The 12,452-nt window shown below is 73.6% G+C and carries 13 protein-coding genes and 1 tRNA gene; 11 read left to right on the forward strand and 3 right to left on the reverse strand.

The genetic code is table 11. The features are described from left to right. The first annotated feature begins 106 nt into the window (after positions 1–106). Both obgE and proB read left to right on the forward strand, forming a co-directional pair. Positions 107–1,636, forward strand: a complete 1,530-nt coding sequence (gene obgE / locus AB4Z02_RS06875; RefSeq protein WP_056883714.1) for a GTPase ObgE — start codon at positions 107–109, stop codon at positions 1,634–1,636. Further along, on the forward strand, positions 1,633–2,757 hold the full coding sequence (proB, locus tag AB4Z02_RS06880) for a glutamate 5-kinase (protein ID WP_441970125.1): 1,125 nt from the start codon (positions 1,633–1,635) through the stop codon (positions 2,755–2,757). Before obgE ends, proB begins: the two co-directional genes overlap by 4 nt. A gap of 46 nt (positions 2,758–2,803) precedes the next feature. On the opposite strand, the gene pdxY is transcribed toward proB, so the two are convergent. Beyond that, the gene (gene pdxY, locus AB4Z02_RS06885) at positions 2,804–3,655 is read right to left on the reverse strand and encodes a pyridoxal kinase PdxY (protein WP_441970126.1); all 852 of its coding nucleotides are present in this window, start codon (positions 3,653–3,655) and stop codon (positions 2,804–2,806) included. 69 nt (positions 3,656–3,724) lie between these two features. Between pdxY and AB4Z02_RS06890 the strand changes: the two genes are divergently transcribed. After that, positions 3,725–5,005, forward strand: a complete 1,281-nt coding sequence (locus tag AB4Z02_RS06890) for a glutamate-5-semialdehyde dehydrogenase (protein ID WP_441970127.1) — start codon at positions 3,725–3,727, stop codon at positions 5,003–5,005. A gap of 89 nt (positions 5,006–5,094) precedes the next feature. Beyond that, complete coding sequence (locus AB4Z02_RS06895; RefSeq protein WP_056883717.1) at positions 5,095–5,790, forward strand: class I SAM-dependent methyltransferase; 696 nt, start codon at positions 5,095–5,097, stop codon at positions 5,788–5,790. Here AB4Z02_RS06895 and AB4Z02_RS06900 read toward each other — a convergent pair. Continuing rightward, the gene (locus AB4Z02_RS06900; protein ID WP_441970128.1) at positions 5,744–6,721 is read right to left on the reverse strand and encodes a glycosyltransferase family 2 protein; all 978 of its coding nucleotides are present in this window, start codon (positions 6,719–6,721) and stop codon (positions 5,744–5,746) included. The genes AB4Z02_RS06895 and AB4Z02_RS06900 overlap by 47 nt on opposite strands. Positions 6,722–7,403: 682 nt before the next feature. Between AB4Z02_RS06900 and AB4Z02_RS06905 the strand changes: the two genes are divergently transcribed. The 7 genes from AB4Z02_RS06905 (at position 7,404) to AB4Z02_RS06935 (ending at position 11,905) form a co-directional block, all read left to right on the forward strand. Then, positions 7,404–7,610 carry a hypothetical protein gene (locus AB4Z02_RS06905; protein WP_056883719.1) on the forward strand — a complete coding sequence of 69 codons (207 nt, stop codon included), beginning with the start codon at positions 7,404–7,406 and terminating at the stop codon, positions 7,608–7,610. A 2-nt stretch (positions 7,611–7,612) separates the two neighbouring features. After that, a complete protein-coding gene (gene nadD / locus AB4Z02_RS06910) occupies positions 7,613–8,221 on the forward strand; it encodes a nicotinate-nucleotide adenylyltransferase (RefSeq protein WP_082590458.1) in 609 nt (202 codons plus the stop codon). A gap of 7 nt (positions 8,222–8,228) precedes the next feature. After that, positions 8,229–8,603, forward strand: a complete 375-nt coding sequence (gene rsfS / locus AB4Z02_RS06915; RefSeq protein ID WP_056883720.1) for a ribosome silencing factor — start codon at positions 8,229–8,231, stop codon at positions 8,601–8,603. Beyond that, positions 8,600–9,241, forward strand: a complete 642-nt coding sequence (locus AB4Z02_RS06920; RefSeq protein WP_441970129.1) for a histidine phosphatase family protein — start codon at positions 8,600–8,602, stop codon at positions 9,239–9,241. The genes rsfS and AB4Z02_RS06920 overlap by 4 nt, the downstream gene beginning before the upstream one ends. 99 nt (positions 9,242–9,340) lie before the next feature. Beyond that, positions 9,341–9,413: transfer RNA gene (locus AB4Z02_RS06925), tRNA-Ala, on the forward strand. A gap of 194 nt (positions 9,414–9,607) precedes the next feature. Next, a complete protein-coding gene (locus AB4Z02_RS06930) occupies positions 9,608–10,225 on the forward strand; it encodes a flavodoxin family protein (RefSeq protein WP_056883722.1) in 618 nt (205 codons plus the stop codon). 90 nt (positions 10,226–10,315) lie between these two features. Then, complete coding sequence (locus AB4Z02_RS06935) at positions 10,316–11,905, forward strand: phytoene desaturase family protein (RefSeq protein ID WP_441970130.1); 1,590 nt, start codon at positions 10,316–10,318, stop codon at positions 11,903–11,905. Between the two features lie 54 nt (positions 11,906–11,959). Here the strand turns inward: AB4Z02_RS06935 and AB4Z02_RS06940 are convergent, their stop codons facing one another. Continuing rightward, positions 11,960–12,451, reverse strand: a complete 492-nt coding sequence (locus tag AB4Z02_RS06940; RefSeq protein ID WP_441970131.1) for an SRPBCC family protein — start codon at positions 12,449–12,451, stop codon at positions 11,960–11,962. Position 12,452 lies beyond the last annotated feature (1 nt).

The following is a 12,452-nucleotide window of genomic DNA, read 5'->3' on the forward strand; positions in this document are numbered from 1 at the left end:
GGCCTGAACCAGGCCCGCCCCCTCCGGGCGTCCCCCCGGACGCCCGGCCCGTACCACCCCTGACCGCGGTCAGGGACTCCCGCACCAGAGCAGAGAGAAGAGCCCCATGACCACGTTCGTCGACCGCGTCGTGCTGCACGTCGCCGCCGGCGACGGTGGCCACGGTGTCGCCTCGGTCAAGCGCGAGAAGTTCAAGCCCCTCGGTGGCCCCGACGGTGGCAACGGCGGTCGCGGCGGTGACGTGATCCTGCGGGTGGACCCCCAGGCCACGACGCTGCTCGACTACCACCACCACCCCCACCGCAAGGCGACGAACGGCAAGCCCGGCGCCGGTGACGAGCGCAACGGCGCCGACGGCACCGACCTCGTGCTGCCGGTCCCGGCCGGCACCGTGGTCAAGGACGGCTCCGGCGAGGTCCTCGCCGACCTGGTGGGCCAGGACGCGGAGTTCGTCGCCGCCCGAGGTGGCCGTGGTGGCCTGGGCAACAAGGCCCTGGCCTCAGCCCGCCGCAAGGCCCCCGGCTTCGCCCTGCTCGGCGAGCCCGGCGACGCCCTCGACATCGTGCTCGAGCTCAAGTCGCTCGCCGACGTCGCGCTGATCGGGTTCCCCTCGGCAGGCAAGTCCTCGCTGGTGTCGGTGCTGTCCGCCGCCCGGCCCAAGATCGCCGACTACCCGTTCACGACGCTGGTGCCCAACCTCGGCGTCGTGCAGGCGGGGGAGTTCCGCTTCACCGTCGCCGACGTGCCAGGGCTCATCCCGGGCGCCAGCCAGGGCAAGGGCCTCGGGCTGGAGTTCCTGCGCCACGTCGAGCGCTGCTCGGTGCTCGTGCACGTCATCGACTGCGCGACCCTCGAGCCCGGCCGCGACCCCATGACCGACCTCGAGGTGATCGAGCAGGAGCTGGCGCAGTACGTGCCGGACGAGAGCCTCGGTGGCCGCCCGCTCGCCGAGCGCACCCGCATCGTGGTCCTCAACAAGGCCGACGTGCCGGAGGCCCACGAGCTGGCCGAGATGGTCAAGCCCGACCTGGAGGCCCGCGGCATCGAGGTGTTCATCGTGTCCGCGGTGGCGCACACCGGGCTGCGTGAGCTCACCTTCGCCCTGGCCCGCCACGTCGGCGAGGCCCGAGCCGAGGTCGAGGCCGCCACCGCTGTCCCGCAGCGCATCGTCATCCGGCCCCGGTCGGTCGACGACAGCGGCTTCAAGGTCGTCAGGGAGAACACCGCCGACGGCGAGGTCTTCCGCATCGAGGGCGAGCGGCCCACCCGCTGGGTCCGCCAGACCGACTTCTCCAACGACGAGGCCGTCGGCTACCTCGCCGACCGCCTCGGGCGCCTCGGCGTCGAGGACGCCCTCTTCGCCGCGGGTGCGGTCGCCGGTGCGACGGTCCTCATCGGGCCGAAGGACAACGCCGTGGTCTTCGACTGGGAGCCCACCCTCGTCGCCGGCGCCGAGCTGCTCGGCCAGCGCGGTACGGACCTGCGCCTGGAGGAGTCCTCCCGGCCCACCCGCGAGGACAAGCGCGCCGACTACGCCGACCGCCGCGCCGCGCGCACCGCTGCCCGCGACGAGCTCGCCGCAGAGCGGCGCGCGGGCCACTGGGCCACGGCGAAGGACGAGGACGCCGACGCATGAGCGCGGCAGACCGCCGGCGCGACGTGGCTCGCGCCCGTCGCCTGGTGGTCAAGGTCGGGTCCTCGTCCCTGACCGCCCCGGGCGGGGGCTCGCTCGACGAGCACCGGCTGGTCGAGCTCGTCGACGCGCTCGCCGCGAGGCGTCTCGCCGGCCAGCAGGTCGTGCTCGTCTCGTCGGGCGCGATCGCCGCCGGTCTCGGACCGCTCGGCCTCGTACGGCGCCCGGGTGACCTCGCCACCCAGCAGGCCGCGGCCAGCGTGGGTCAGGGCGCTCTCGTGGCCGCCTACCAGCGAGCCTTCGGCGCCCACGGGCTCACCGTGGGGCAGGTGCTGCTGACAGCCGACGACGTGACGCGGCGGACGCACTACACCAACGCCAAGCGCACCCTCGACCGCCTGCTCGAGCTCGGCATCGTGCCCATCGTCAACGAGAACGACACCGTCGCGACGCAGGAGATCCGGTTCGGCGACAACGACCGGCTCGCCGCCCTCGTCGCCCACCTCGTGCACGCCAACGGGCTGCTCCTGCTCACCGACGTCGACGCCCTGTACGACGGCCCCCCGAGCCGGGCCGGCTCGGCCCGGGTGCCCTCGGTCGTCGGGGGACACGGGCTCGACCAGCTCGACATCGGCGGCACCGGGTCGAGCGTGGGCAGCGGCGGCATGCTGACCAAGGTCGAGGCCGCCACCATCGCCAACGCCGCCGGCATCACCACCGTCCTCACGAGCGCCGACCGCATCGGGCAGGCCCTGGCCGGCGAGGACGTCGGCACCGTCTTCGTGCCGGCCGGGGGGCGGCGGACGTCGCGCAAGCTGTGGCTGGCGCACGCCACCACGCCCCGGGGCCGGCTGCTGCTCGACCCGGGCGCGGTGCGGGCGGTGACCGAGCGCCGCACCTCGCTGCTGCCCGCGGGCATCACCGCCGTGGAGGGCACGTTCGCCGACGGCGACCCGGTCGACCTGTGCGGCCCTGAGGGGCACGTCATCGCCCGGGGCCTGGTCAACTACACCTCGGCCGAGCTGCCCGGCATGCTCGGGCGCTCCACGCGCGACCTGGCCCGGGAGCTCGGGCCCGGGTACGAGCGGGAGGTCGTCCACCGCGACGACCTCGTCATGCTCTAGCAAGACCGGTCAGCGCCACCACCAGCGCCGCCGCCCGGCGCCACGCTCAGCGGAGGCGGGTCACCTCGAACTGCATCCGCGGCTCGGCCAGCGCCTGCTGCGACTGCACCAGCTGGAGCTCGCGCTCGCCGGACTCCAGGGTGGTCTGCAGCAGGTCGAACACGCTGCTGGCCGTGCGGCCCAGGGCCACCCCGGGGTCGCCGGTCTCGAGCAGGTGGGCGGTGAACAGCGCCGCCGTCACGTCACCGGAACCGTTGGCCTTCATGGGAAGTCGCGGGGTCTGCACGATCCAGGCGCCGTCGCCCGTGACCGCCATCATCTCGATGGTGTCCTCTGCCGCGTCCGGCCGCTCGACGCTGGTGACCAGGACCGTGGACGGCCCCATGGCGCGGGCGAGCTCGACCGACTCGAGGGTCTCCTCGATGCTGCGGGGCTCGGTGCCGGTGAGGAACCCGAGCTCGAACTGGTTGGGCGTGATGAGGTCGGCCGCCGGCACGACGCGCTCGCGCAGCAGCACCGGGATGGCCGGGTGCACGAAGCAACCGCTCTTGGCGTTGCCCATCACCGGGTCGCAGGCGTAGATCGCGTCGGGGTTGGCCGCCTTGACCCGTGCCACCGCGTCGAGGATGACGTCCCCGATCTCCTCGCCGCCCTGGTAGCCGGACAGCACCGCGTCGACGGCCGGGAACGCGCCACGCTCCTCGACCCCCTGGATCACGGCCCGCACGTCGTCGGCCGGCATCAGCGGTCCGCGCCACTCGCCGTACCCGGTGTGGTTGGAGAAGTGCACGGTGTGCACCGGCCAGACCTCGACCCCGAGGCGCTGGAGGGGGAAGACCGCGGCGCTGTTGCCGACGTGGCCGTACGCGACGGATGACTGGATCGACAGGATGCTCACCCGCCCCATTCAACCAGTGCCCCGGAGACGGCGCCCCGGGGCGGCGGTGGCGCGGAATACGCTTGAGGCATGGCTGAGATCGACCCTGCTGCCGTCGCCCAGGTGGCCACGGCGGCCCGCGCTGCCCGTGGTGCCTCGCGCCGGCTGGCGCTGCTCACCCGCGCCGACAAGGACGCCGCCCTCACCGGGCTCGCGGACGCGCTCGACGCGGCCACCGACCGCATCGTGGCCGCCAACGCGCAGGACCTCGAGCGCGGGCGGGAGTCGGGTATGGCGCAGGGCCTGCTCGACCGGTTGGCCCTGGACCCGGCGCGCGTCGCCGCCGTCGCCCGGGCCCTGCGCGACGTCGCGGCCCTGCCGGACCCGGTGGGTGAGGTGGTCCGCGGCTCGACCCTTGCCAACGGCCTGCAGATCAGGCAGGTGCGGGTGCCGATGGGGGTGGTCGGGATGGTCTACGAGGCCCGCCCCAACGTCACCGTCGACGCCGCCGGGCTCGGCCTGAAGTCGGGCAACGCCGTCATCCTGCGCGGTGGCTCGGCAGCCGAGGCGACCAACCGCGCGCTGGTCGACGTGCTGCGTGAAGCCCTTGCCGCGCAAGGACTCCCGGCCGACGCGGTGACCCTCCTCGAGGGCGGCCGTGACGTGGTGCGGGCGCTGCTCACCGCCCGCGGGCTCGTCGACCTCATCATCCCGCGAGGGGGAGCGGGGCTCATCCAGACCGTCGTCACCGAGTCCACGGTGCCCGTCATCGAGACCGGTGTCGGCAACTGCCACGTCTACGTGGACGCGGCCGCCGACCTCGACGAGGCGCTCGCGATCGTGGTGAACTCCAAGGTCCACCGACCCAGCGTCTGCAACGCGGCCGAGTCGCTGCTGGTGCACGAGGCGGTCGCTGCCGACTTCCTGCCCAAGGTGCTGGCCGAGCTGTCCGGCGCCGGCGTCGTCCTGCACACCGACGACACCGCGGGCGCGGCGGCGGAGGGCGCCGGTGTCCCGCACGAGCGCGCGACGGACGAGGACTGGGCCACCGAGTACCTCGCCCTGGAGATGAGCGTGCGCGTGGTGCCGGACCTCGACACCGCGATGGAGCACATCCGCACCTACGGGTCCGGCCACACCGAGGCGATCGTCACCGAGGACCGCGCCGCGGCCCGCCGGTTCACCTCGGAGGTCGACGCCGCCGTCGTGATGGTCAACGCCTCCACGCGGTTCACCGACGGCGGCGAGTTCGGGTTCGGGGCGGAGATCGGCATCTCGACCCAGAAGCTGCACGCCCGCGGGCCCATGGCGCTGCCGGAGCTGACCACCACCAAGTGGGTCGTCGAGGGCGACGGCCAGGTGCGCGGCTGAACCCTCGCCTGAGGCGCACCTGAAGCGCGCCGTGGGCACCTCCGCGTATGGCGCGGCGGGCGCCTCGTCCCGTGGCAGGATGGGCGCTCGTGGAAGGCACTGAGGTCCGCAAGCTGGCCGCGCTCGAGGACGCCCACTGGTGGTACCGCGAGCGCCGGCACCTGCTGTCGCGCATGGTCGACGGCGTCACCCCCGGCACCGCGCTGGACATCGGGGCCGCCGGCGGCGGCAACACCCGGGTCCTGCAGGCGGCCGGCTGGTCGGTGGCCGCCCTGGAGTACGGCGCGGACGGTGCGGAGGTCGCGGCCGACCGGGGCCTCGCGGTGCTGCGCGCCGACGCGACCGCCCTGCCGGTCGCGGACGCGAGCCTCGACCTGGTCGTGGCGTTCGACGTGCTGGAGCACATCCTCGACGACGACGCCGCCGTGCGGGAGGTGCTGCGCGTGCTGCGCCCGGGCGGCCGGTTCCTCGTCGCCGTCCCCGCCGACCCGCGGCTGTGGTCCGAGCACGACGTCGCGGTCGACCACGTCCGTCGCTACACCCGCACCACGCTCGGCGGTGTCCTGGTGCGCAACGGCTTCGAGGTGACCCGGATGAGGTCGTGGAACGTCCTGCTGCGGCCCGTGGTCGCCGTGCGCCGCCGGACCTCGAGCGGCTCGGACCTCGACACCGTGCACCCGCTGGTCAACCTGGCCCTGCGCGGGGTCGTGGCGGTCGAGCGGGTGCTGCCGGTGAAGGCTATGCCTGGCGTGACTCTGCTGGCAGAGGCTCGTCCGCGGCGGTGACCGGCCCCGTCAGGGAGTCGTAGGCGACGAAGTAGGTGGGCCGGGCCTGCAGGTGGGCGTACATGCGCCCGACGTACTCGCCCAGGATGCCCAGGCAGAGCAGCTGCACCGCACCCACCCCGGCCACGGCCACCACCGTCGAGGTCCAGCCCGGCAGGGCCTGGCCGAGGGCGCTGGCGATGAGCGCGTAGGCCAGCAGCCCGAACGCGGCGGCACCACCGAGCAGCCCCAGCCAGGTCGCGAACCGCAGCGGGGCCGTCGAGAACCCCGTGACGCTGTCGAGCGAGAGGCGGATCATCGCCGCGAGGGGGTACTTCGAGCGGCCCGCGGCCCGCTCGTCGCGGCGGTAGGTGACCGAGTCCGAGGGGAACCCGAGCGCAGGCACGACGAACCGCAGCACACGGTGGTGCTCGGGCAGCGCGTTGACGGCGTCGACCGTGGCGCGGGACATGAGGCGGTAGTCGCCGGCGTCCACCTGGGCGCCGGTGCCCGACAGCAGTCGGATCACCCGGTAGAAGGCACGGGCGCTGGCCCGCTTGAAGGGGGAGTCGGTCGACCGGTCGGACCGCACGCCGTACACGACGTCGACACCCTGGCGGGCCCGCGCGAGCATCTCCGGGATGACCTCCGGCGGGTCCTGCAGGTCGGCGTCGAGGGTCACGACGTAGGCGCCGCGCGCGGTCGCGAGGCCGGCCGAGATGGCGGCCTGGTGGCCGGCGTTGGCGCGCAGCCGCACCACCCGCAGCTCCGGCCACTCGCGCAGCAGGCGCTGCAGGACGACGGGGGAGGAGTCGGTGCTGCCGTCGTCGACCGTGACGACCTCGTAGGTGGCGTCGAGGCCGTCCGCCACGGGGCGCAGCCGCTGGGCGAGCAGGGGCAGCACGTCCTCCTCGTTGTACACGGGGACGACGATGCTGAGCTCGGGACGCATGGGGCCAAGACTAGGCCGTGCGCCTGTGCCGGAGGTGTGGAGCGGAGAGGGGTCCCGCGAACGGGTGAGGGCCCGTCGAAGTATGAGTTCGACGGGCCCTCTCGGTGCTCCTCCGTGCCGGCGGACCGGCGGTGGAGGGGTACCGGGTGTGGGTCCGGCCACCGCCGGAGCGGGGGTGGTGCCCACAGGTGCAGCTCTGGTGCCGGCGAACCGGCGCCCTCCCTGCCCCTGGTCGACCGCGCACTCACCCGTTGGACGAGGTCGTGCCCACTGCGACGGTGGCTCCCCGGGAGCCGGCGGACCGGTGCCCGGGTCGTTGCGATCTGGTCAGTGGTCTCGGTGTTCCTCCGCGGCGTCGCCCGCGGACCCGGGGCCCGGAGGCCGTCAGGACCCCAGCCGGGCGAGCCCGGTCGGGGCGGTCCACCGTTATCCGGCTGACCTGTACTCCAGTTCTCGGGCCGGTCCGGGTCTCCCCGTACCAAGCCCTCCGAACCGGAGTGCGTGAGAGATGTCTAGCGACTGGATCGGTTGCGCCGCAAGGGTTTCGGAAAACCCGTCTTCGTCCACCGGTTGCCCACACCGTTGTCCACATGGCCCCCTGCTCAAAGACCGGGTTGTGCACACCCCTGTGCACAACATCCGTGGAGGAACTCACGGGCTGGTGACCGGTAGGCTGGGGCCCATGACGTCGTCTCTGTCCAACCTGTTCGCCGTTGCCGAGGAGCAGACCCGCGAGCTGCCCATGCCTCCCCAGGCGTTCGGGGCGCTGGCGTTCATCGGCTTCCTCGCGCTCCTCGGGGTCCTGTGGGGGTTCCGCAACACCGCCCAGAAGCTCGCCGGGCCGGCCCACCACGGCGACCACGCGGGTCACCAGGGCGGCCACCACTGAGCATGCGTCTCGGGGTGATGGGCGGGACGTTCGACCCGATCCACCACGGCCACCTCGTGGCCGCCTCCGAGGTGCAGGCCCTCTTCGGGCTCGACGAGGTCGTCTTCGTCCCCACGGGCCAGCCGTGGCAGAAGGACACCCGCGAGGTCAGCCCCGCGGAGGACCGTTACCTCATGACGGTCGTCGCGACGGCGTCCAACCCCCGGTTCACCGTCAGCCGCGTCGACATCGACCGGCCGGGGCCGACCTACACGATCGACACCCTGCGCGACCTGCACGCCCAGCGTCCCGATGACGAGCTGTTCTTCATCACGGGCGCCGATGCGCTCGCGCAGATCCTGTCGTGGAAGGACGCCGACGAGCTCTTCGAGCTGGCGCACTTCATCGGCGTCACCCGCCCCGGGTACGTCCTGTCCGAGTCCGGCCTGCCGGCCGACCGGGTCACGCTCCAGGAGGTGCCTGCCATGGCCATCAGCTCGACGGACTGCCGTGCGCGGGTCGAGCGTTCCGAGCCGGTCTGGTACCTCGTGCCCGACGGCGTCGTCCAGTACATCAACAAATACCGCCTGTACGCGGCCGGCACCCCCGCCGCCGCGACGGCACGAACGTAGGAGTGCAGTGCCTGCCACCGAACGATCCCTCGAGCTGGCCAAGACGGCCGCCGTCGCCGCCGACGACAAGCTCGCGACCACCATCGCCGGCATCGACGTCAGCGAGCAGCTCGCCCTCACCGACGTCTTCGTCATCGTCTCCGCGGGCACCGACCGCCAGGTCGGCGCCATCGTCGACGAGGTCGAGGACAAGCTCCGCGAGAAGGGCGCCAAGCCGATCCGCCGCGAGGGCGAGCGTGACGGCCGCTGGGTCCTGCTCGACTTCGGCGACATCGTCGTCCACGTCCAGCACGACGAGGAGCGTGACTTCTACGAGCTCGAGCGGCTCTGGAAGGACTGCCCCGAGATCGACCTGGGCGTGCCCAAGCGCCGCGACGCGTGAGCGGGGAGGGCGCGCAGGCGGCGTCCCCCGGGCGGCGCCGCGTGGTGCTGCTGCGGCACGGCCAGACCGGCCACAACGCCGCCGGCATCTGGCAGGGACAGCTCGACAGCGACCTGTCCGACCTCGGGCGTGAGCAGGCCCGGGTCGCGGGGAAGGCCCTGGCCGACCTCGGGCCCGTGGTCGTGGTCGCCTCCGACCTCACCCGTGCCGCCCACACCGGCGCGGAGGTCGCCTCGGCTGCCGGTGTCGAGCTCACGCTCGACCCCCGGTGGCGCGAGATCAACGTCGGTCGCTGGGAGGGCCTGACCGCCGAGGAGGTGCTCACGCAGTACCCCGAGGAGCGGCAGCGGCACTTCCGCGGCGAGGACTTCCCTCGCGGTGTGGACGGTGAGTCGCTGTCGGACGTGACCGCCCGCGTGCGGGCCGCGCTGGACGACCTCCTCGGCCGCCTCGTGCCGGGGGAGACGGCCGTCGTCGCGACGCACGGCGTCACCGCCCGCGTGGTGGCGGCAGCACTCGTCGAGCTCGACGTCGCGACGGTCTGGCGGGTGCTCGGCGGGTTCGGCAACTGCCACTGGGCCGAGCTCGTGGAGGGCCCCGGCGGGTGGCGGATCGCGACCTGGAACGCCTCGGCCTGAGGCCGCGGGAGCAGCGGCAGCACCCGATTTGGTGAAACGGGTGGGTCACTGGGTAAACTTCCGCAGTCGCCTCCGGGGGACACCCCCTCGGGGAGACTCGGGGCTGTGGCGCAGTTGGTAGCGCACTTCCATGGCATGGAAGGGGTCAGGGGTTCGAATCCCCTCAGCTCCACAACGCGAAGAAGGACCGGACACGCTTTTCGTCCGGTCCTTCTCCGCGTTCTGGATGTGTATGGGGGGATTCGGGAGGAGCGCCTCCCCGGCGCGCAGCGCCCCGCGGCCGACGGGTCCCCTCAGCTCCACCGGCGAGCACCGCGCGGAGCAGCGCGGTTGTTTGTCCCGAGAGCAGCCGGGTAGCAGCCACCCATGACGACCGACCTGCCGCTCAAGGCCCTGGCGATCACCTGCAGCCTGAAGCCGTCGCCCGCCCCGTCGAGCAGCGACCTGCTGACCCAGCAGCTGCTCGACGCCATGGCGGGCCACGGAGTCCAGACCGAGCTCGTGCGGGCTGTGGACCACGACATCCGGCCGGGTGTGGAGGCCGACATGGGCGACGGCGACGCGTGGCCGGCCCTGCGCGAGAAGCTGCTCGCGGCCGACATCCTCGTCCTGGCCACGCCGACGTGGTTGGGACAGCACTCCAGCGTCGCCCAGCGGGTGCTCGAGCGCCTTGACGCCGAGCTGTCCGACACCAACGACGACGGGCAGCCGCGGACCTACGGCAAGGTCGCGGCCGCCGTGGTGGTGGGCAACGAGGACGGCGCCCACCACATCAGCGCGGTCCTCTTCCAGGCGCTCAACGACGTCGGGTTCACCATCCCGGCCGGTGGGGTGACCTACTGGAACGGTGAGGCGATGCAGGGCACCGACTACAACGACCTCGAGAAGACCCCGGAGTCGACGGCCTCGACCACGGCGACGCTGGCGGCCAACACGGCGCACCTCGCGCGCCTGCTCCGCGACGCGGCATACCCGCCTGCCTGAGTGGACCCCGTTCCGTTGCGCCCGGCGCCGGGCGTGCCAGAGTGGGCCGGCGGGTATGCCGCTCCACCCACGTCCTCGAAGGAGCCCTGAGTGATCAACGCGGATGCCGTCGTCGTCGGCGCGGGACCGAACGGGCTCGTAGCCGCCAACGCCCTTGCGGACGCCGGATGGGACGTCGTCCTCGTCGAGGCCAACGACCAGGTCGGGGGCGCCGTGCGCAGCGCGGAGGTGACGGCGCCCGGCTACGTCAGCGACCTGTTCAGCGCGTTCTACCCCCTGGCCGCGGCGAGCCCGATCATCCGGGACCTCCACCTCGAGGAGCACGGCCTCGTGTGGCGCCGGGCCCCGCACGTGCTCGCCCACGCGCTCGAGGACGGCAGCGCCGCGGTGCTCTGCTCACGGGCCGAGGACACCGCCGAGGGGCTCGAGGCGCAGGCCGCCGGGGACGGCGACGCCTGGCTCGAGCTGGTCGCCGGCTGGGACCGCGTGCGCGACCCCCTGCTCGACGCCCTGTTCACGCCGTTCCCGCCGGTCACCTCGGGCGCCCGGATGCTGCGCCGGCTCGGCGCCGCGGGCACGCTCGACTTCGCCCGCCTCGGCGTGATGCCCGTCCGCCGGCTCGGTGAGGAGCGGTTCTCCGGCCGCGCGCCGGGGCTGCTGCTCACGGGCAACGCCATGCACTCAGACCTGGCGCCCGACGCCGCGGGCAGCGCGTTGTTCGGCTGGCTGCTGTGCATGCTCGGTCAGGACGTGGGCTTCCCGGTGCCCGAGGGAGGCGCAGGAGAGCTCGCAGCGGCCCTGCGGCGACGGGCCGAGAGCCTCGGCGTGCGCGTGCTCACCGGCACCCCGGTCACCACCGTGACCACCGCTGCCGGCCGGGCCACCGGGGTCCGGCTCGCCGACGGCACCGAGGTGCGCGCGCGCCGCGGGGTCCTTGCGGACGTCCCCGCCCCGGCGCTGTACGAGAAGCTCCTCGCCGACCACCCGCTGCCGCGACGGCTGCGCCGGGACATCGGCAGGTTCCAGTGGGACAACGCCACGATCAAGGTCAACTGGGCGCTCGACCGCCCGGTCCCGTGGACGGCGCCCGGGGCCCACGGCGCCGGCACGGTGCACCTCGGCGTCGACCAGGACGGGTTCGTCGACTTCTCCGCCGACCTCACCGTGGGGCGGGTCCCGCAGCGGCCGTTCATGCTGTTCGGCCAGATGACCACCTCCGACCCCACGCGCTCGCCCGCGGGCACCGAGTCCGCGTGGGCCTACACCCACGTGCCGCACGGCATCGACTGGAGCGGCCAGCAGCTGGCCGACCACGTCGACCGCATCGAGGCGGCGGTCGAACGCGTCGCCCCCGGCTTCCGCGACAGCGCCGTGGCGCGACACGTGCAGTCGCCGAGCGACCTCGAGTCGGAGAACCCGAGCCTGGTCGGCGGGGCGATCAACGCCGGCACGTCCGGGCTGCACCAGCAGCTCGTGCTCCGTCCCACTCCCGGCCTGGGCCGGCCTGAGACCCCTGTGCCCGGGCTCTACCTCGCCAGCGCCTCGGCCCACCCGGGCGGTGGCGTCCATGGGGCCTGCGGGTGGAACGCCGCGCGCGCGGCGATCGGGGCGAACGGCGCCACCGGGGGCGTGCGCCGGGCGCTCACCCGTACGGCGTGGGCCCGGCTCCTCAAGGACTGAGGCGGCCGAGCCGACCGGCTCGCCCGCCTCGAGTGGTGTGTCCGCTGGGGCCGGTCAGCCCTGGGCGACCCGCTCGCGGTGGCGCCCCTCGGCCAGGTAGGCGAGGCGGCGCAGCGCCTCGACGTTGCGCGGGCGGATCATGAGCTGCCGCAGGGGTTTCGGCACGAGCGTGCCTGGCCCGCGGACCGCATCCTCCTCGATGGTGACGGTGCAGCCGCTGCCCCGGGGAGTGATGGTCAGGACGACTCGCGCCTCGCCAGCCGGCCAGCCGCGCGCGGTCAGGACCAGCTCGGTGTCGGGCACCGAGCGCTCGACGTGCGTGGTGTCGCTGATGACCACCGGCCACAGGCCGAAGGAGTGGTGGATGCGCGCGCCCTCGCCGGGCCACGAGTGGTCGACGTCGCGGACCCTGGACGCACCGACGACCCACGTCGCGTAGGCCCACCCGTCCGAGAGCACCTCCCACACGGCCTCGCTCGGTGCGTCCACCTCGCGGGTCACGCTCACCACGCCGTCGTGGGCGCTCTGGCTGGTCTGCTCGTCCATG

This window comes from Pedococcus sp. 2YAF34 (assembly GCF_052114585.1).
In the GTDB taxonomy this organism is placed as follows: Bacteria; Actinomycetota; Actinomycetes; order Actinomycetales; family Dermatophilaceae; genus Pedococcus.

Bases quoted from the DNA above. Each gene is read 5' to 3' on its own strand.
- obgE (WP_056883714.1), top strand. From the start codon at position 107: ATGACCACGTTCGTCGACCGCGTCGTGCTGCACGTCGCCGCCGGCGAC.
- proB (WP_441970125.1), top strand. From the start codon at position 1,633: ATGAGCGCGGCAGACCGCCGGCGCGACGTGGCTCGCGCCCGTCGCCTG.
- AB4Z02_RS06890 (WP_441970127.1), top strand. From the start codon at position 3,725: ATGGCTGAGATCGACCCTGCTGCCGTCGCCCAGGTGGCCACGGCGGCC.
- AB4Z02_RS06900 (WP_441970128.1), bottom strand. From the start codon at position 6,721: ATGCGTCCCGAGCTCAGCATCGTCGTCCCCGTGTACAACGAGGAGGAC.
- AB4Z02_RS06905 (WP_056883719.1), top strand. From the start codon at position 7,404: ATGACGTCGTCTCTGTCCAACCTGTTCGCCGTTGCCGAGGAGCAGACC.
- nadD (WP_082590458.1), top strand. From the start codon at position 7,613: ATGCGTCTCGGGGTGATGGGCGGGACGTTCGACCCGATCCACCACGGC.
- AB4Z02_RS06930 (WP_056883722.1), top strand. From the start codon at position 9,608: ATGACGACCGACCTGCCGCTCAAGGCCCTGGCGATCACCTGCAGCCTG.
- AB4Z02_RS06940 (WP_441970131.1), bottom strand. From the start codon at position 12,451: ATGGACGAGCAGACCAGCCAGAGCGCCCACGACGGCGTGGTGAGCGTG.